This window comes from Andreprevotia chitinilytica DSM 18519 (assembly GCF_000711875.1).
Lineage (GTDB): Bacteria > Pseudomonadota > Gammaproteobacteria > Burkholderiales > Chitinibacteraceae > Andreprevotia > Andreprevotia chitinilytica.
Window position 1 is genome coordinate 20,015 of sequence record NZ_JONM01000002.1, and the last position, 17,824, is coordinate 37,838.

Annotated in this window: 23 protein-coding genes and 1 tRNA gene; 19 read left to right on the top strand and 5 right to left on the bottom strand. The window is 56.5% G+C overall.

Annotated features, from left to right (window positions below):
* Positions 1-30: 30 nt before the first annotated feature.
* The 16 genes from BR41_RS02775 (at position 31) to BR41_RS02840 (ending at position 12,677) form a co-directional block, all read left to right on the top strand.
* Positions 31-240 (top strand): DUF1289 domain-containing protein, encoded by a 210-nt coding sequence (locus BR41_RS02775; RefSeq protein ID WP_035052673.1) that lies wholly within the window; start codon positions 31-33, stop codon positions 238-240.
* A gap of 38 nt (positions 241-278) precedes the next feature.
* Positions 279-363 (top strand) — tRNA-Leu (locus BR41_RS02780).
* 269 nt (positions 364-632) lie between these two features.
* Positions 633-1,997: an RHS repeat-associated core domain-containing protein gene (locus BR41_RS22630; RefSeq protein WP_051709931.1), complete on the top strand. Its 1,365-nt coding sequence runs from the start codon at positions 633-635 to the stop codon at positions 1,995-1,997.
* A gap of 12 nt (positions 1,998-2,009) precedes the next feature.
* The gene (locus tag BR41_RS02790) at positions 2,010-2,393 is read left to right on the top strand and encodes a DUF2750 domain-containing protein (protein WP_035052675.1); all 384 of its coding nucleotides are present in this window, start codon (positions 2,010-2,012) and stop codon (positions 2,391-2,393) included.
* Between the two features lie 31 nt (positions 2,394-2,424).
* Positions 2,425-3,012 (top strand): SMI1/KNR4 family protein, encoded by a 588-nt coding sequence (locus BR41_RS23925; RefSeq protein ID WP_156970524.1) that lies wholly within the window; start codon positions 2,425-2,427, stop codon positions 3,010-3,012.
* A gap of 158 nt (positions 3,013-3,170) precedes the next feature.
* The gene (locus BR41_RS02795) at positions 3,171-3,569 is read left to right on the top strand and encodes a DUF6258 family protein (protein ID WP_035052677.1); all 399 of its coding nucleotides are present in this window, start codon (positions 3,171-3,173) and stop codon (positions 3,567-3,569) included.
* Positions 3,570-3,794: 225 nt separating this feature from the next.
* The gene (locus BR41_RS02800; RefSeq protein WP_156970525.1) at positions 3,795-4,373 is read left to right on the top strand and encodes a hypothetical protein; all 579 of its coding nucleotides are present in this window, start codon (positions 3,795-3,797) and stop codon (positions 4,371-4,373) included.
* 120 nt (positions 4,374-4,493) lie between these two features.
* Positions 4,494-5,168, top strand: a complete 675-nt coding sequence (locus tag BR41_RS23930; RefSeq protein WP_169741241.1) for a hypothetical protein — start codon at positions 4,494-4,496, stop codon at positions 5,166-5,168.
* Positions 5,169-5,245: 77 nt separating this feature from the next.
* Positions 5,246-5,842: a hypothetical protein gene (locus BR41_RS23445; protein ID WP_084186803.1), complete on the top strand. Its 597-nt coding sequence runs from the start codon at positions 5,246-5,248 to the stop codon at positions 5,840-5,842.
* A gap of 324 nt (positions 5,843-6,166) precedes the next feature.
* Positions 6,167-7,213, top strand: coding sequence for a DUF6387 family protein (locus BR41_RS02810; protein WP_156970527.1), 1,047 nt, complete (start codon positions 6,167-6,169; stop codon positions 7,211-7,213).
* A 133-nt stretch (positions 7,214-7,346) separates the two neighbouring features.
* Entirely contained in the window at positions 7,347-7,553 is a 207-nt protein-coding gene (locus BR41_RS02815) for a helix-turn-helix domain-containing protein (protein ID WP_035052686.1), read from the top strand.
* On the top strand, positions 7,550-7,795 hold the full coding sequence (locus BR41_RS02820) for a helix-turn-helix transcriptional regulator (protein ID WP_211251648.1): 246 nt from the start codon (positions 7,550-7,552) through the stop codon (positions 7,793-7,795). The genes BR41_RS02815 and BR41_RS02820 overlap by 4 nt, the downstream gene beginning before the upstream one ends.
* Positions 7,795-8,817, top strand: coding sequence for a DUF7146 domain-containing protein (locus tag BR41_RS02825; RefSeq protein WP_035053567.1), 1,023 nt, complete (start codon positions 7,795-7,797; stop codon positions 8,815-8,817). The genes BR41_RS02820 and BR41_RS02825 overlap by 1 nt, the downstream gene beginning before the upstream one ends.
* Positions 8,814-10,712, top strand: coding sequence for a DUF927 domain-containing protein (locus BR41_RS02830; RefSeq protein WP_051709934.1), 1,899 nt, complete (start codon positions 8,814-8,816; stop codon positions 10,710-10,712). The genes BR41_RS02825 and BR41_RS02830 overlap by 4 nt, the downstream gene beginning before the upstream one ends.
* Entirely contained in the window at positions 10,705-11,256 is a 552-nt protein-coding gene (locus BR41_RS02835; RefSeq protein WP_156970528.1) for a hypothetical protein, read from the top strand. The genes BR41_RS02830 and BR41_RS02835 overlap by 8 nt, the downstream gene beginning before the upstream one ends.
* 677 nt (positions 11,257-11,933) lie before the next feature.
* Positions 11,934-12,677 carry a hypothetical protein gene (locus BR41_RS02840; RefSeq protein WP_156970529.1) on the top strand — a complete coding sequence of 248 codons (744 nt, stop codon included), beginning with the start codon at positions 11,934-11,936 and terminating at the stop codon, positions 12,675-12,677.
* A 247-nt stretch (positions 12,678-12,924) separates the two neighbouring features.
* Here BR41_RS02840 and BR41_RS25520 read toward each other — a convergent pair whose 3' ends face one another.
* The 4 genes from BR41_RS25520 to BR41_RS02860 form a co-directional block, all read right to left on the bottom strand.
* Positions 12,925-13,104, bottom strand: a complete 180-nt coding sequence (locus BR41_RS25520) for a prepilin-type N-terminal cleavage/methylation domain-containing protein (protein ID WP_035052693.1) — start codon at positions 13,102-13,104, stop codon at positions 12,925-12,927.
* A 288-nt stretch (positions 13,105-13,392) separates the two neighbouring features.
* On the bottom strand, positions 13,393-13,788 hold the full coding sequence (locus BR41_RS02850; protein ID WP_035052695.1) for a DUF6841 family protein: 396 nt from the start codon (positions 13,786-13,788) through the stop codon (positions 13,393-13,395).
* A gap of 182 nt (positions 13,789-13,970) precedes the next feature.
* On the bottom strand, positions 13,971-14,771 hold the full coding sequence (locus BR41_RS02855) for an anti-sigma factor family protein (protein WP_084186806.1): 801 nt from the start codon (positions 14,769-14,771) through the stop codon (positions 13,971-13,973).
* On the bottom strand, positions 14,772-15,263 hold the full coding sequence (locus BR41_RS02860) for a sigma-70 family RNA polymerase sigma factor (protein WP_051709938.1): 492 nt from the start codon (positions 15,261-15,263) through the stop codon (positions 14,772-14,774). It abuts the gene before it with no gap.
* Between the two features lie 129 nt (positions 15,264-15,392).
* Between BR41_RS02860 and BR41_RS02865 the strand changes: the two genes are divergently transcribed.
* Together BR41_RS02865 and BR41_RS02870 are read left to right on the top strand one after the other, a co-directional pair.
* Positions 15,393-16,310: a metallophosphoesterase family protein gene (locus BR41_RS02865; RefSeq protein WP_035052699.1), complete on the top strand. Its 918-nt coding sequence runs from the start codon at positions 15,393-15,395 to the stop codon at positions 16,308-16,310.
* The gene (locus BR41_RS02870; RefSeq protein ID WP_035052701.1) at positions 16,303-16,680 is read left to right on the top strand and encodes a cupredoxin domain-containing protein; all 378 of its coding nucleotides are present in this window, start codon (positions 16,303-16,305) and stop codon (positions 16,678-16,680) included. Before BR41_RS02865 ends, BR41_RS02870 begins: the two co-directional genes overlap by 8 nt.
* A gap of 54 nt (positions 16,681-16,734) precedes the next feature.
* On the opposite strand, the gene BR41_RS02875 is transcribed toward BR41_RS02870, so the two are convergent.
* Complete coding sequence (locus tag BR41_RS02875; protein ID WP_035052705.1) at positions 16,735-16,974, bottom strand: hypothetical protein; 240 nt, start codon at positions 16,972-16,974, stop codon at positions 16,735-16,737.
* A gap of 128 nt (positions 16,975-17,102) precedes the next feature.
* Here BR41_RS02875 and BR41_RS22635 point away from each other — a divergent pair, with 128 nt between their 5' ends.
* The gene (locus tag BR41_RS22635; RefSeq protein WP_051709940.1) at positions 17,103-17,738 is read left to right on the top strand and encodes a LexA family protein; all 636 of its coding nucleotides are present in this window, start codon (positions 17,103-17,105) and stop codon (positions 17,736-17,738) included.
* Positions 17,739-17,824 lie beyond the last annotated feature (86 nt).

Consider the following 17,824-nt stretch of genomic DNA (forward strand, 5'->3'; position numbering starts at 1 on the left):
CTTTCTGTTCAAGCTGTTGTATTTCCGCTCATGTCCCAAGCCCGTCCCGACTCCCCCTGCGTTGCCATCTGCTCCACCGCCCTCGGTGACGAAGTCTGCATGGGCTGCGGCCGTACGTTTTTCGAGGTCGCCAACTGGGTGATGCTGGCCGATGCGGAAAAGGAAAAAGTCTGGCAACGGCTAGAAGCCCACTGGGCCGCCGCTGGCCTGCCACCGCCGTGGCTGGCACGCGACCGTTAGTCTGCGGCAAAACAAGCTGTTAGAATGCGCACCCTGCCGCCCCGATGGTGAAATTGGTAGACACAAGGGACTTAAAATCCCTCGGCGAAAGCTGTGCCGGTTCGACCCCGGCTCGGGGCACCAAACTAACTTCCTAGGGTTTCCTGGGGAGTCCAAAAAACCCTGCAAACATAAGCGTTGCGGGGTTTTTTGTTTCCAGTCTCGTCCAATGTCTTCCAGTTGAATCCAACGGCGATAGGGGGTAACTTTGGGGGTAACGCTCGATTCGATTTAGGAGTTACCCCCAGTGCCGCTAAATGACCTGCAAATCCGTAAAGCTGTGCCAAATGACAAGCCGTACAAAATGGCAGACGGACAAGGACTTTTCTTGTTGGTAAACCCTCGGCGACACGGTGCGGCTGAACAGCTATGACAACGTCGGCAATGTCAGCACCATCAACGACGCCGCGCACAGCAGCCTGAACCAGAACTTCAGCTACGACGTGCTGGACCGGCTCACGCTCGGCAACGTCGGCGGGGTGGGTTTCAACTACGGCTACGACCAGAACGGCAACCGGGTGAATGCCAACAACGGCAGCAACAACACCGACTATCACTACGACCCGGCCAGCAACAAGCTGTTGAGCACCACCGGCAGCAATGCCGCCACCTACCAGTACGACGCCAGCGGCAACCAGACCCAATCCGGCAACATCACCAACACCTACAACAACGCTGGCCGCGTCATCCAATCGACCGTGAACGGCCAGACGTGGACGTACAGCTACAACGCCATCGGCCAGCGGCTGCAGAAGTCCGGCCCGACCGGTACGACACGGTTTGTGTATGACGAAGCGGGCCACCTGATCGGCGAATACGACGCAACCGGCAAAGTGGTGCAGGAAACGGTGTGGCTGGGCGACACCCCGATTGCCACGATCCGGCCGACGGCTGATCCACAGAACCCGAAGACCTACTACGTGTGGGCGGATCACTTGGGCACGCCACGGCAGGTGACTGATCCGACCAGCAATGCGGTGGTGTGGCGCTGGGAAGGGGAGGCATTTGGCAACAGTTTGCCGAACCAAGACCCGAGCAGCACCGGTCAGCAGTTCATCTATAACCTGCGGTTTGCGGGGCAGGTTTACGATGCGGAGACCGGGAATTTTTATAATGACTTCCGCAATTACGATCCGATAACCGGGGGCTACACATCGAGTGATCCGATAGGACTCGATGCGGGGCAGTTCTCAACGTATGCCTATGTGGATGGCAATCCGCTCAGCTACATCGACCCGTTTGGATTATCGGGATTGGACGAGAATAGTCTCGAGCACGAACATGAACCCCCTGGGTTTGTTGAAACGCATACCCAAATCCAAGGGATCGTCCATGATGCCCACAAGCTTATTGTCCCAATTTGCCCATGCCCGTTGTTATGTGGCGGAGCTGCGAAAGGCGGCACTCCAAGTTTGGCGAAGGGGGCTTCGAACACAGGGCGAGCGGGCAAACAGGCTCGTTTGCGCGAACTTGCGAATGAAGACAAGCTGGGCTCTGCAGATCGCGGCTGGATTAATCAAGAATTGAATTCGATCGCACGGGGCCAACGGGCCACAATTCGCAACCCACCGGGCAAGGATCTCGCGCACGAGCGAGGACGCGAAGCTGCTAAGGGCTATGACTATAGCCATTCAAACTTGCAGGATCGTGATCTACATCGCTTGCAACACAAGTATGACGACTTTGGGCGCGCAAACGCTGAGCGTCCTCCACAATAAGGAACACAGAGCATGAAGATCCACCCGAAGCAGATGGACTCGGTGCTGGCATTGCCAGGTATTGAGCGTTTCGAGCACTTCATCAAAGTGATCGCCGATTGGCAGGAGGTATGGGGCTTATACCAAGATGGATGGGCACTTGCGGCGGCTGATGATGGGACAACCGTCTTTCCTCTGTGGCCTGCGAAAGAGTATGCACAGATTTGTGCCGAGAATGAGTGGAATGGGTATGAGCCACGCTCGATCAGCCTTGGCGATTTCATGGATGTACTGTTGCCTAAGCTGAAAGTGGACGGCGTGCTTCCGGGGGTTTTTTTTACGCCGTCAAGCAAGGGGCTCACTCCCTCAATAGATGAACTGAAGGCCGCACTTGATGCAGAGCTACAGAACTACTGATCTCGACTTGAAGATCGAGAGATGATTGCAAATGTACCAATTTGACGCGCTATTGGATGCATTAGAGCCAGCAAAGCAACTAGGAGAAGAAATAACTCCAAATGGTGCTAGGCTCCTTGGGTGGGTAAAGGATGAGTTTCTTGGGATTAACAGATGGTGGCATTACATCTTTCCCAAACTTTCAGACGTGCAGATTGTTGATTTGGAAGAATCAGCTGGTATTCCATTCCCGTCAGTTTTTAAAGACTTTTTAAAAAATACAAATGGATTGATTATATTTTCTGGCGCACTGTCCTTATACGGGGCTCGCCTGTCAAATGACCGCCGATCCAAGGATGCGTATCCGTACCCATTGGATACTCCCAACCTACTGGAGAGACCCAAGGATGCTACGGCTAATTTTCTGTTTATTGGTGGATATAGCTGGGATGGATCAAAGCTTTACATAGACACTCATTCCGAGAAAGTGTATCGGTGCGCAAAAAACTCAGCAGCTCCTATAAATGAATGGCCAGATTTTTGGTCCATGATAATTTCAGAGGCTTCGCGAATCTCGAACCTGTATGAAAGCGATGGAAAAAAAATAGATTTAGATTTCCCCACATCCCCTGGCCCGTAAGATGAGCACCCACTTACTTGGCAAGAGCCATGTAGGCCTGGTCATTTGACCCGTGCGGGCGATGTGTGAATTGTGAGCTGAATTGACGGTTACGCCCTGCGGCTAACCCGCACTATATGGCGGAGCTAGGCTGCATCTAAGACGATTGAGGAACACACTTGAACCCCATTGACTTTTTGAAGACGATATATTTGGGGGATAGGGCCATTAAGGCTATTTCAGTGGACTCATGGGCTCGCATCGTAAAAATTCAAGTGGATACGATATCTAGAGTGAGAAGCCTGAACGGTCGATGGGACTTTTACTCGGCTGAGGATATTGTTGACGGAGCTTTAGTGTTTGACGGAGTGCGTTCATTTGAAATCACTCCGCCCGGCGCAATACCTGATGACCATATTTCCGATGTTCGCATTACGTCACAGGGTGATTTTTTTCTGTTTGAAATCTCCTCTTCTGATTCCGATCAGCCCAATATCGGCAATGTCATTGTTCGTATGGTCGCAGAGGGGTTCTCGTTAGAAGACCCCAAACGGCCAGATGAGAAAATTTCTGAATGATCGACAATCCAGCCCATAGCTCATAGGTTGAGCTAAATGAAATGCAGCCCAACATTTGCTGCGCACATTGCAGCTGACGGCATCGTTGGGCTTAGCTGTGCTTAGGCCAGCCTACCGTGAAGACAGGTTGGGCATACCTCAGTAGGGGGCAGGCCAATGCCTACGGTGCTAATTTGCCGCCTTTGACACCCATTTCAATCATTCGTCCGGAAGGCCGTTGAATCAATGAACAAGCGTTTGATATCCCGCCTGATGCATGAGCGAGTGAGTGGACTTCGAAGCTCAGGGGTGTATTTCTTCCGTGGCGATTTCGAGCACGTACTGAGTGGCGCTGTCCTCGAGTATGTACCGCGAGGTGTCTACATTTGGGACTTCCGGTTTCCCTTGTTCGATTTTTTCGGTCCCAACCTTATGTATAGTGATCGGTTACCTGGGAGCGCTTTTATCGGGAAGGGGGAGATGTCAGAGGAGGCCATCGTCGATTACGTCATGGCCTCTCCCGAGGTGCAAAACGCATTCGGGACGGGCTCGCCGATGAGCTTAGACGAATTTGTCCAGCATCTTCTCCAGTCCAACGCCCTGCTAAACCCGCATGCGCGCCTCATTCACGCCGCCGCATTAATTCTGCTTGGTCAGGAATTGCGTACTGCGGATATGCTGGACGAACTCCCGCCTATCTTGCATCCAAGCGACGTTCCACACTGCCACCTGCTTCGGGAAAGTCTTCGGCAAGGACCTGAGGCAGCGCGAACGCTTCTGGATCAAGTGCGGGAGAAAAATCTTCGCGCGTTTGGTTTGGCCTAAGGGCTGTCATTATTTAAGCCATGTAGGCCGGGTCATTTGACCCGTGCGGGCGAGGTGTGAATTGTGTGCTGAATTGACGGGTTACGCCCTGCGGCCAATCCATGCTACATGGCTTTAATTATGAAATTCCTTTCTACTAATGGATATTTCGTAGGTGCTCCTTCATTACGAGGGCCGCTTACAGCTGGGGGAGTTTGCCCGCTGCCAGGAGCCCTTTCTCCCAACACTGGTTTGCGACTAACTCAAATGGCATGCCTTGATCTTGATCCTGACTATGTATGGATTAAGGGGTGGGGTTCTTCACAAATTCATTTTTTGTATAGTTGGACATGTGGGATTCATGAAGGTGATTTTAGCTACCGATATTTGAATGGCGATATTGAAGTTGTCGAATACAGTCGCAGCAATGGTAGTTATGATGGTTTTCCATATGACAACTACCCGCTGATCTTTGATCCCAAAGTTTTCGATCTGGAGGCGGTAGGGACAGATGATCAAGACATCATTCTGAAGCTTAACTCCCCTGATTGCGATTCAGGCTTTATATTTAGCAACCCGAGAGCAGACTTTCTGTCTATGCCCGCACACCAATTTGGTGGGGTTCCGTATTTAGCTGCTGGAAATGATCATCAGAAAAATTGCGTGTTGTGCAAAAATGAAATGCACCTGATTGCGTCTATAAGCAACGAGAGTTACAGCGACAACGAGGGATTTTCTGGTAATGATTTTGTGCAAGTCGTCTATTGGATTTGCCCTTCTTGTCAGGTCGTGTCTGCTCAAAATTTCTGCGATTAGCTAGATTAGCTCATTGGACCTCTGGACTTTAGCTTGGGGCTAAATTGCGTTATAGGGTTCATTGGATGGAAAATTGAATGTTTGAACCTATTCCCAAGGCAAGAGCCAGTTTTGTCCCCGGTACGTTATATGCCATCACCGGAGAGGATGGTTGGATTTACTATGGCCAAGTGGATTTGGAAAAATCAATTGGTTTTTTTCATGTTCGGCATGAGCAACTTGCAGCGCCAGCCGATGTCCTTAGTCAACCGATCATCTCTCGCATTGGTGTGATTTATTCGTCCGTTGGGGAAGCATTACGCAAAGGCCATTGGAAATTAATGGGGCGTCACTCAATTCATAACGACCTATTGACTCCACCGCAAACAGTGCAGTGGCCTGTAGGCACATTAACTGTCACGGTCTGGTTAGGTGCGGAGCCAGCGTATGAGACACGAGTTGAAGACCCTGCAATTCAAAATTTGGAAATTATAGCTGGATGGGATGCGATCTATCATCTGCCTGGGCGGCTTAAGGCTGATTTTGATCCTGCGGCAGCAGAATGGTTTGTTGGCGGCCCAATCTGGCGAGAACGCTATGTAAGGGAAGAAAGGGCTAGAAGATCTCCAAATCAACCGTGGGATCAGTTGCCCGCTGACTGGGTATGGACTGGCATAACTCCCAAGTTGGACTGAGTAAATAAGCCTGCCATGCAGGCTGCACGCCTGGCCGGTTAATCTAATCTCCGCTTTTCAGACCATGAAGCACGGCGAATATTCCGAACAAGACGATATAACGGCCCTTTGAGGCCGTTTCTCATTGTTGTCTGCCTCGTTCCGATTTGTAGTTTCCCCGGCTATGCCTTGCATAAATTCTCCGCAGACTATGGCTGCTTGGATGCAAGCAAATAGCAAGTGTGTATATGACCGGCAGCATAGGGCGAATCCGCCCGGTTAAAATTGCCCCCGGGATCGGCCTAGGCCGGCCAATTTGTGAGGGTGTTTGTTGAAGGGCGACACATGGCAGTAAACAAAAATCGGTCCCGCATTCGCAGCGTACGTGACCTTCCTAACTGGTTTTCCATCGAGCGTTACAAACTGCTGTCTAGCTATACGGTGCAGGATTGGGCGTGGATGGTTGCAAGCCGTCTGGAGTGGCGCAGGCAGTATGGCAATAAACACGACTCCGAAAGCGGCGCACATGAGTGGCTTCAAGACCATGCCCACGGGCCGCGCTGGGAAGTCGGATGGCGAAAGACGGGATATACGGAATGGCTCCGGGCTTTTCTGCCTCAGGTGGGCGAGAAGGGGTGGTGGGATGGCGGTCCGGGGGATCGCTGTGTGGGCGGACTGGGTCCTGCATTGCCGAATGAACGAGGCGCGATCTGGCCCATCCTCGCGCCGGAAGATCGGGAGCGCATTACCGCAATCCGGGCGCGTGAATTCAGTGCGGAGCGTGAATTGCTGCGCTCGCTGGGTCCTGATGAGGTGCGACTGGTATATCGCTGCGAGCCCAAGGAGCAGCACCGTTATTCGTCAGTCGGTGGGCTGACCCGTCGCGATGCCTATGGTTTTTACCTTGATTCCCCACAGCAGGCGCTGATCGATCATCATTTCGCCCCGATCCTTAAAGACCGCACCCAGCGGAAGCGCTTGCCCTCGCCGCTGCCGAAAGCATCGCGGAGCTTTTTCCGGGCATCATTTGACGAGTACCCTGCGCCGATGGCCAAGGTTGATCTGTACGCCACCGACGAGAAAATCATGGCCGATTTCGCCATCTGGCTGGCCGGGCAGCGCAAATTGCAGGACGACCAAGCGCCGCGCAGCGCACGCTATACCGGTGCCGATTTCGCCAAATGGTGCGATTACCGGGTGCTGCCGTATCACGACCTCTACTACTGGGCCACGCTGGAAGGCGTGACCATTGATGAGGGCGTGCTGGATGACGCGTTGTTTCCTGAGATCAGCAATGGTGATTTCCGCCACCGGATCAGACGCGCCAAAGAATGGGCCGACAAACTCATCACGCCGACGACGGCAAGTGCGCTGTACCGCCAGCGTGACTAGCAAACAATGCGGGGAAATCGACAGATGATTTCCCCGCATTGTTTGTGGGATTTTTTGTTCTCCAAATCCGTGTCGTTTTTGATTTCACGACCTAGCAAGCTTCGCCCCGTTACCCACGCGACAAGGCGAAGCGATGCAATCCCATCCATCCCCATCCACTTCTCTTTCTCCCGCCCAAGCCGGGGCGATCATCGGTGTTTCCGAAGCCACACTGGCGACATGGCGTTGCCGGGGCAACGGCCCGGCCTATCTCAAGCGCTCCGGCAAGGTGTTCTACCGCTACGCTGATGTGGCAGCGTTTGCCGCCGCCCGCACCACGCAGCATGAGGTGGCGCGATGATGCCGGCCGCCCAACAGTCACCCATTGCGGTCTCTCCCTCTGCACCGACGGTCGATTACCTGCTGCGCCTGCCGTATGTGTGCAAGCGCGTGGCGCTGTCGCGTAGTTCGATCTATGCCGCCGTGGCGGCCGGCACCTTCCCGAAGCCGGTTCGTCTCGGTGGCAACAGCGTGGCATGGCTTGAGAGCGAAGTAGCGGCATGGATCGCGGCCCGAATCGCCGAGCGGGACGGGGTGCAATGATGGCAGCGCAGAAACTCGATCTGACCCAACTGCGGGAGGCGGCCCGCGACCGCTGGCCGGCGCTGCTGCAAGCTGCCGGTATCGCACCTAACCACCTGCGCAAGCGACATGGACCGTGCCCGGTGTGCGGCGGCAAGGATCGCTTCCGCTTCACGGATCGCGACGGGCGCGGCTGCTTTGTCTGCAACAGCCACCGCCCGGACGGCGGCGACGGGTTCCACCTGTTGGCCGATTGGTTGCGGTGCGATTTCATCGGGGCAGCGCGGTTTGTGGCGGATTACCTGGGCGGTGCCGCTGTGCTCGCCAGTGCGCCCGATCCGGCCGAAACAGCCCGCCGCCAAGCGGCCGAGCAAGCCGAACAACGGCGACTGTGGGCCAAGGCGCGTGCCGACAATGCCGCACTGTGGCAGGCCGCCAAGCCGGTGAGCGCGGGTTCTCCGGTGGGTCGTTACTTGGCGGGCCGTGGTTTGCTGCTGAATAGCAACCCCAAGGCATTGCGTTTCCATCCAGCCCTGCCGTACTGGCACGCCAACGGGACGCAGCCGGTCAAGCTGGGCTCGTTCCCGGCGATGCTGGCGGCGGTACAAGCCCCCTCAGGCGAACCGATTGCGCTGCATAAAACCTACCTGACCGAAGACGGCCACAAGGCCGACGTCCCCAGCGTGAAGAAATGGGGCAGCCCCAGCGGCCCGAGCAAGGGTGCGGTGGTGCGCCTGTGTGCGGTTGGCCCCAAGCTGGCGATCACGGAAGGGATAGAAACGGCACTGGCGGTGCATTGCGCCAACGGTTTGCCGGTCTGGGCGGGTTTGTCCGCGCATGGCGTGGCCCATGCTGTGTTGCCGCCTGAGGCGGCCGAAGTGTTCATTTTTGCCGACCATGACGCAGGCGGCGCGGGGCAGCAGGCCGCCGACGCGCTGGCTACGCGCTTGCTGGCCGAAGGCCGCACCGTGCGCGTGCTGCTGCCGGGGAGCGCCGGGCGGGATTGGTTGGATGTCATGACCACCAAGGAGGCTGGGGCATGAATCCGCAATATGACGATCTGCAGCAACTCTTCGACCCCGCCGCCGTACCGCCAATGAAACCCGTGACCAAGCCGGCTGCCGTGCCCACGGCGGCGGCAAACGATTCGACCAAGCCCGCTGCCCGCAAGCGCGGCACATCCGCCAAGCCGTCTGCTGGCAGCAGTGCAGAACGCTTCCAGTGCAAAGACGATGGCGTGTATTACCGCGCTGACGCGGACAGCGAAGAGCGTCAGGTATGCGGGCCGTTGCACATCATTGCCCAAGTGCGCGATCTGGATGGCGGGAACTGGTCGGTGCTGGTGCGTCTGCGCGATCTGGATGGCAAAGCCAAGGATCACGTGATTCCCCGCGCCAAGCTGCTGTCGGATCAATCCTTGCGAGCACTGGAAGAACTGGCCGATAAAGGGTTGTGGTTCTCCCATGCCGCCGATCTTAAAAAGCGGGCGGTGCAATATTTGCAAACGAATATCGGTGTGCCGCGTGCGCGGCTGGTGCCCCGCACCGGCTGGCATGGTTCGGCCTTTGTTCTCCCTGAGCAAGTCATCGGATCGAGTGACGAACTGATGGTCTATCACGGCGGCGCAGCCGCCGAGCTGGCAACGGCTGGCTCGCTGGACGGCTGGCGCGATGGCGTGGCGCAGTATGCGGTGGGCAATCCACTGCTGACGCTCACCCTGAGCGCCGCACTGGCCGGGCCGCTGATGGCGTTCTTTGGTATGGATTCGGGCGGCTTCCATCTGGCCGGGCCATCGAAGAACGGCAAAAGCGTGGCCTGCCGGGTGGCGGCATCGGTCTTCGGCAGCCCCAGCCGTTATGAAAAGTCATGGCAAACCACCGCGACAGGGGCCGAGGCGCAGCTGGAAGCGCATAACGACTTGCCGCTGATTCTGGATGAAATCGGCCGCGCCAAGGCGACCGACGTGGCCGCCGTGGTGTACATGCTCAGCCAAGGCCAAGGCAAAAGCCGAGGACGGGCCGAAGGCGGATTGCGGGCCATGACCCGCTGGCGCTGCTTTGTACTCAGCAACGGCGAGCACTCGGTCGCCAACTATCTGAGCATGCACGGGGTGCCGGTCAACGCCGGCCAACTGGCCCGGCTGCTGCACGTGAGCGCCGAGCGGCGGTATGGTGCATTCGATGCGCTACACGGCTTCGCCGATCATCCCGCACTGTGCGAGGCCATCGCTAAAGCCGCCGACCGGCAGCATGGCGTTGTCGGTATGGCGTGGCTGGAAAAACTCGCCAGCGTCGATGCCGACGCGTTGCGGCGGCAACTCGATAAGGGGCTGACCAAGTTCGCTGCCGCTTGCGTTCCCGCTGGCGCATCCGGGCAAGCCCGGCATGCCGCCAACTACTTTGCCTTGGCAGCCTTTGCCGGTGAAACCGCGACGGCGGCCGGCCTGACCGGCTGGCCGCCCGAAACCGCATGGCAAGCGGCAGCGGTGCTCTATGCCGACTGGCTCAAGTATCGCGGTGGCGCGGGTAATGAAGAAGACCGGCAAGTCCTGCGACAAGTACGGCTGTTCTTTGAACAGCACGGCGAAGCCCGCTTTACCCGCTGGGACCGGAGCGATGCCGTTGTCGATGAGCACGGCCCCAAGACATTGGCCCGTTGCGGTTTCCGCAAAACCGAAGTGTTCTGCGAGGACGGCACCGCCAGCGGCAACAAGGCCGCACAAACCACCTACTACGTGTTCCGGCAGTCATGGGCCAGCGAAGTGCTCAAGGGCTGCGACTTGAAGCGGGCCAACCGCCTGCTGCTCGATCTGGGGGTATTGCTACCGGGCAAGGATGGTAAAGCCTCCAAAACCGAACGCCTGCCCGGCATGGGATCGGATCGCGTCTACGTGGTGCTGCCGGCGTTGTGGCAGTTGGGAAGCGATGACGATGCATAACGAAGTCGACTTCCTGAGCTGGATCAACGATCTGACCCCAGCCGGTGCACCGGCTGCCAGTCAAGAAAACCGTGACACCAGTGACACGACCGCAATGGTCTGTGTCACGAAAAAAACCTTTAACAATCAAAGCTGTGACACCCGTAACACCAGTGACACCCCAAATACGCTACCCCCGAACCTCACCACGCTGGCGGCTAGCCCGCAGGAAATCCCCCGCGCTGCAGATTTGACGGCGGAAGCATGGGCGCTGTGGCGAGAGATTGCCCTGCAGGTGGCCGAACATGACGACTACAGCACGGCGGATCGATCATGGCTGATGCGCCGCTTGGCAGAACAGGATGCCAGCTTGATGCGGGCACTACTGCAGCAAGTGCGACACCATGTACTCCCCATCACCGACCGTTTCGAGTTCTGGCAATTGGCCTACCCCGGCCAATACATCCTGCGCATCGTCACACCGACGCATGCCTGCTTCATCGCCTTGCCAGCTGATCACCCGAGCGCCGATCTCTTCCACGGGGCGACGGTCACGATGGGCTGACCTCGGTCGGGGGGAGGGGGGATCAAATCTTCCCAGCTTAACGACCCCAGAACGCGTGGTCAGTCACGCTTTATCGGGGAGGGTTTTAGGAATAGGGGGGGCTAAAGCTGGGAGGGTGCAGAAACCGACCATTGTCAGCTTTTGACGTTTTTAAGCGGTGCAGGGGTAACACAGAGCCTAGAGCCTGTTTATGCGGTGGCTAGCGCCATCATGCCGGGGTTAGGAGGGAAAGGGCCAACCGCACGGTTGGAGAGGGCGAGGGGTAACGAGTGAGATGTGGGGGTAGCTTTGGGGGTAACATTCAAAAATATAAATGAGGAAGTGTAGTAAATATGTGGCTTTGAGGTGTCATCTTCGATCCCGGCTCGGGCACCAAACTCACTTCCCAGGGGTTTCCTGGTGGAGTCCAAAGAACCCCGCAAACAATAGGTGTTGCGGGGTTTTTTGTTGCCTGATTTTCGTGCGCTTTGGGGGGCGAATTTGGCTTTGCGGTGAGGCGTATGAAGTCCATATGGCTTCTCCGCATGTAACCACTCCAGGCCCCCGGTTTGATTCAGGCGGGGCATGCGCAACGGATGTTCGTTGCGGTAAACTTCACTTCTTTTTGTTCTTGAAAGAATGTTGCGAAGAGCTTCGTGTTGTTTGCTGTCATTTTTATTAATTATTCGTGAGAAATCATGCGCGCGTTTTTGCCGTCCCTATTGATGTTGGTGTCTTGTGTCTGTTTCGCTGCAAGCGATATCAGCGAGTTGAAAGAAGATGACGTTGTCTCTAATAACCAGATTCTTTTCGGTAAGAATATCGTGCCGTTGCCCGCTGGCGAGTGGACCGTTGCCTATGCCAAATCGAGCCAGATGAAGATTGATCTTGGCGAATCAGATGTGAGGAACAATGGCCCGTTTCATGATGTTTATTTGGCACGGACCGATAAAAACAAGTTGACCGGCATGGTTAACATCTACGGTGCGCCTCGGCTGTATAACTCCGTCGATGCATCCGGTTTTTCTGATTGCGACAGAGACACCAAGCACTACGCTGTCGCTCAATACGGCACCACGAGTGCCTTCCCGAAATGCAGCTACATCGATCTTTCGTCTGGCGTGATGCGAGATGGGACTAAGTTGGGGAAGATTTGGTCTGATGTTCAAGCCACGAATGACAATGCGCCTGCATCGTTCGTCGTGCTCGCTTATCGGAAAGCTGAGCGGCAAAGCAAATTCGCCATCGACTTCTATTTTGCTCCCGAGCAGCTTGGCTTTAGCAAGGAGGATTCGTGGGATCCTGACCACCTGAGCGACAAGCAAAAAGCCTATCTGACCAAGGCAAACGTGTGGTTGAACGAGGTTGTGCAGCGCTTGAAGGACAATCTGAACGGCGATGCCAAAAACTTGGCGCTGCCGGAATTCCCGACCGCACTTTGATCCACGTGGTCGTGTGGCGTACATAACAAAGCCGCCATGAAGGCGGCTTTGTTATGTCTTCTCGCAGATCAGCCGTTGCGTGCAATTCAAGCGATACGTATCGCCGTTCGACCAACAGCGATGGGAATGTGCCGGGCAGCATGCTCACCTATCAATGGCCAGACGCCATCTGCAAACATGAATTACGCACTGATGGGACCCATGGCGGTATGAGTTGCGCCGGGCGCATCGGATGGACAGTTCTTGGCTATCGCGTGGAGTTCGCAGTCACAGCAGTGACCAGGTTGCGAGTATCAGATTGCGCTGCCTTGTCGCGCCCCTTTTTCTGGTATTGCGAAAACTGCGGAATAGCGATCGCAGCAAGGATGCCGATGATCGCAACCACAATCATGAGTTCAATAAGCGTAAACCCCCGACCTTTTTTCATATTTCTTCCGTCTGCTTTGTAAGAAAGGATGTGTTTTCAAACATAAAACACATACAGGCGAGAAATACTGACACAGGAGGGCTCGTAGATGAAAACCGTTTGTCGTTCAAAAAGCTGGATCAGGGGCCGATCAGGGGGAAGTGGACACCATACTGCGGCTCCCTTTGGTCTCGCCTCAGCCGTCAGTCGCTAGCAGCAAGATCGATCTGCAAGGTGCCAGACCCATCGGTACGTACAATCCCCTGACAAGCCACTGACTTGGATCGCTCTGGCAAATCGACTGCTAATTCACTGTTCAGGCATGTCTTCTTCTGATTGATGAATGCAGGTGATTTTCCATTCACCGTCAATTAATTCAATTTGGTATGTATTGAAATACCGCACCTCATCGCCGTTATTCCTGGTTACGTGCCAATTGAGTTTGGCAGAGGCTAATTTGTCATTGATCTGGTTTTGATCGACGATGGTGTAACGCGCATTGTGGAAACCTTGCTCGCCAAACCAGCCATAGAGCGCGGTCAAGGTGTCGCGCAGCTCGTTCTGTTCGGTCCAGGTGTTATGTTCGCCGGTGATTTGTGTGCTGAAAGGCAAGGCATAAAAGCGCATTACGCCGTCCACCTCAAGCCGGGAATAGGCGGCTGCGAATTGCTCAAAAAACGCATCGAAATCGATATTGTTGTCCATGCACCTGATCTCTGGGGAATAGGTATTCATATTTGTGCCGCAGTATACGGGTTAGTCCCCGTCATTAAATCGCCGGCTGACACGTGGTGTCAATTTGTGTGCTGAACGGCCGTGGGCCGATATGCCATTAAAAAGGGCTTGAATCGCTTCAAGCCCTTTTTGCATCGTTTCGCTCAAGCGCGCTAGGACGCGGTCTTTACGCTCGCCCGCTCCCTGATCTGCTTGGCAAATGTCGTTAACACGGCTGCATTCGCATCTGATACCGCCCAGAAGACCATGCCGTTCTGTTGCCAGTGCACGAGTTGATAGCCGCGTTGTGATTGCTGGGTAACAGGCGTATCCGGGTGGCCGTCTGCTGGCCAGATATACAGATTGATTACATGCAGCTTGTAGCGATACACCAGTGCGGCGACTTCCTGTCGCGCCAGGTAGTCCATCCGTCCTCCGGCCAGCGGAAAGCCGGCATCGGCCAGTTCCAGCACGGGGGGCGAGAAGCTCACCTTGCCGGCAAACCACGGTTTGACCGTGTGCTGGTCGGTGCTGATGACGTCCATCAAGTGACCTGGCTGCAGTGAGCGCACGTGTGAAGTGAGGATGTCATCGCCAATCAATGCGGTCTGATCGTGGATCGCAGGCAAGACCAGCAAGACGGCGAGCATCGCGCTTGCCAATGTGCCACCAGCGCCGGCCAAACTCAGCCCGACCCACGGCTTGCGCCACCACGCCAAGGTTGGGGTGGTGCGTGCAGGTGCGGGGCGGTCTGGCAGCCCTGTCAGGAGTCGCGCGGCCAAGCCATCTGGCATAGTGGTTTCTGCTGCGTGTTGGCGTAACAGTGCATGGGCCGTTTCCTGCCTTGCCAGGGCTTGGCGGCATTGCGCGCATTCAGCCAGGTGTTGGTCGACGGTGGCGCGTTCGGTCGCGCCCAGTTCGTCATCGATGTAGCCGGCGAGCTGCATATCGACAATATGTTGGGTATCCATCATCTAATTCTCCTGCGCCGTCAAAGCGCGCAATAACAGCTCCCGCCCGCGTGCCAGCCGCGACATTACCGTGCCGATGGGCGTGCCGGAGATATGGGCGATCTCGCGGTAGGAGCAATCCGCCATTTCGCGCAGGACGATGGCTTCGCGATAGGCCGGCGGCAGTGTTTGCAGGGCGGTGTTCACGGCATCACGCAGTTCGGCGCGTTCGGCGAGTCGTTCCGGGTTGTATGACCAGTCGGCCATCGGTTCATCGTCTTCGTCCAGCGGCTGCAGCGGTTGGCCGACTGGCAGGCTGTCGTAGAAACTGTGCCGCACGATGGTCAGCAACCACGCTCGCGCATCGTCGCCCTGAAAACGCTCGAAATAGCGGAACGCCCGCATGCAGGCTTCCTGCAATATGTCTTGGGCATCAGCATCGTTGCGGGTCAGGCCACGGGCAACGCGCCATGCCACGCCAAGATGCGGCGTGATCAACTGTTCAAATCGATTCATAGGGGCCGTTATCAGTGCGTTCATTAGCTTGAACCGTGATCACAATGCTTTTATTCCACGTCGCCGGGAATAAATTGCGCGTTGCCTCTGTTCTCCCGATTGAGCACTCACTCAATCAAGGAGAAGAACATGGACAAATCATGGAGTCGCCGCGATTTCCTCACGCTGGTCGGGATGGGCGGGGTGGTTTTGGTATCGGGCTGCACCAGTTTAGGCCAATCGTTGCAAGGCGGCGGGCAGGCGGCGGCAGAGGATTTTTTCTTTGTGCAGCTCTCGGATACCCATTGGGGTTTTGAAGGGGCGGTGGCCAATCCGGATGCGGCTGGCACCTTGCCCAAGGCCGTGGCGGCGGTCAACGCGCTGGAGCAAGTCCCCGATTTCCTGATCTTCACCGGCGATCTGACCCACACCACCGATGACCCCAGAGAGCGCCGCCGCCGTCTGGCGCAGTTCAAGGAGATCGTGAGCCAACTCAAGGTGCCGGTGGTGCACTTCATGCCGGGTGAGCACGACGCCGCGCTCGATAATGGCAAGGCGTTCAGCGAGTTCTTCGGCGCGACGCACTACACCTTCGATCACAAGGGCGTGCACTTCATCGTGCTCGACAACGTGAGCGATCCCAGTGCCCGGATTGGCGAAGCACAGCTGCAGTGGCTCGCGGCGGATCTGGCCAAGCAGGACAAGAACGCACGTATCGTGGTGTTCACACATCGCCCCTTGTTCGATCTTTATCCGCAGTGGGATTGGGCCACGCGGGATGGCGATGCTGCCTTGGCGCTGCTGATGCCGTACCAGAACGTCACCGTGTTCTACGGCCATATCCATCAGGAACATCATTTCCGCACCGCCCATATCGAACACCATGCGGCGAAGTCGCTGATCTTTGCACTGCCCGCACCGGGCTCTCAGCCCAAGCGCCTGCCGGTGCCGTGGGATGCTGCCGCGCCGTACCGCGGCTTGGGCTGGCGCGAGGTCGCCAAAGCGCATTCGCAGAAGAACTACCTGCTGACCGAGATGGCCGTGACCGGAGGCGCTACGCATGTTTAAGCTGAATCGACGCGGGTTCTTATCGCAAGTGGCGACGCTATCGGCTGCCCTGGCCGGTAGTGTCGTGCTGGAGCAAATGGCGCAAGGTGCAACGGAGCGGATCATCCGTATCACGGCCAAGCGTTTCGAATACATGCCATCCGTGGTCCAGATCAAGGCGGGCGAGTCGGTGATTCTGGAACTGATTTCAGCGGACGTGCCGATGGGCTTCAATCTGCCCGATCTGAAATTGCGGACGGATGTCGTCCCCGGCATGGTGGCGCGGGTGACCATCCCGCCGCAAAAGCCACGCGAGATGGTGTTTTATTGCGATGTGTTTTGCGGCAGCGGCCATGAAGACATGAGTGGGGTGCTGAAGGTGGTGGCTTGAGCACTGCGCTGCAAACGAATAGAGACGCGGCTTAAAGCCGCGTCTCCCCGCTATCTAGGTATTCCTGGCCATCCCCCGGCACGCTTCGCAGTACTTCACCCCCGCGCCTTCGATGGCGTTCTTCAAAGTGTTGCCCGTCGGGTCGATCAGCAGCAGGTCGCGGGCAGCGGTCAGGCCGTGCAGGTAGCCGCTGGAAAACTCGGTATTGGCCCGGGCGGGTTGTGGTGTTGCGGGGCACGTTGCGGTCACGCTGATCGGTGTCCGCGCGTTGTTCATGGCATTGGTGTGGTTCATGGCCTGTTTCTGCAATGTCGACAGATTAATTTGTAGATTAATACAGATACTACTGTCAACGTGGCAACAAAACGGTTTGTAGTATTCCGGCTATGAACACGACGTACACAGAGCGCCTGCTCCAGGCGATGAAAAATGCAAATGTCTCGCAGAGTGAGCTGGCGCGGGCCGTCGGCATCAAGCAGCAATCGATTCAATATCTGTGCGATCTCTCGAAACATGCCCGTGGCAGCAAGTACACGACCGAGATCGCCCGCCATCTGCAGGTGAGCCCTGAATGGCTTTCCAACGGGGGTGGCCATTCGACGCAAGAGCCGGCCGCGACCTACAACGTGGTGCTGGCTTCCGATGGTGAATCCAGCCTGCTCATCCGCAACCCAGTGCCGTTGATTGCCTGGGCGCAGGTCATGGAATGGTGCAAATCCGCTGTGCCGGTGAGCGGTATCGAGGTCGAGGAGTGGTTATCCTGCCCAGAGCAGGTCGGGGCCAGGGCCTTTGCGCTGCGGGTGCGTGGTGGCTCGATGGGGCCGCGTTATCTGGATGGCGACACCATTTTTGTCGACCCGGATGAGGTGCCGGCGCACGAGAGCATGGTGATTGCCTGGCGTGCGGGAGATTTCACCTTCAAGCAGCTGCAGCGAGATGAAAACGGTGCTTGCTACCTGACGCCGCTGAATCCGGATTGGCCGGGACCAAAATTCCAGGTGCTGGAGGACGACGATGTGATTTGCGGCGTGGTGGTGGGCAACTGGATGAAAGCGTGATTCAGTCAGGTCGCTGCTATGCCACGACAAGTCCAATAAAAACCCACACAGCCTGAGCTGATGCGGGGTTGGGCGTTCCTGGCGAG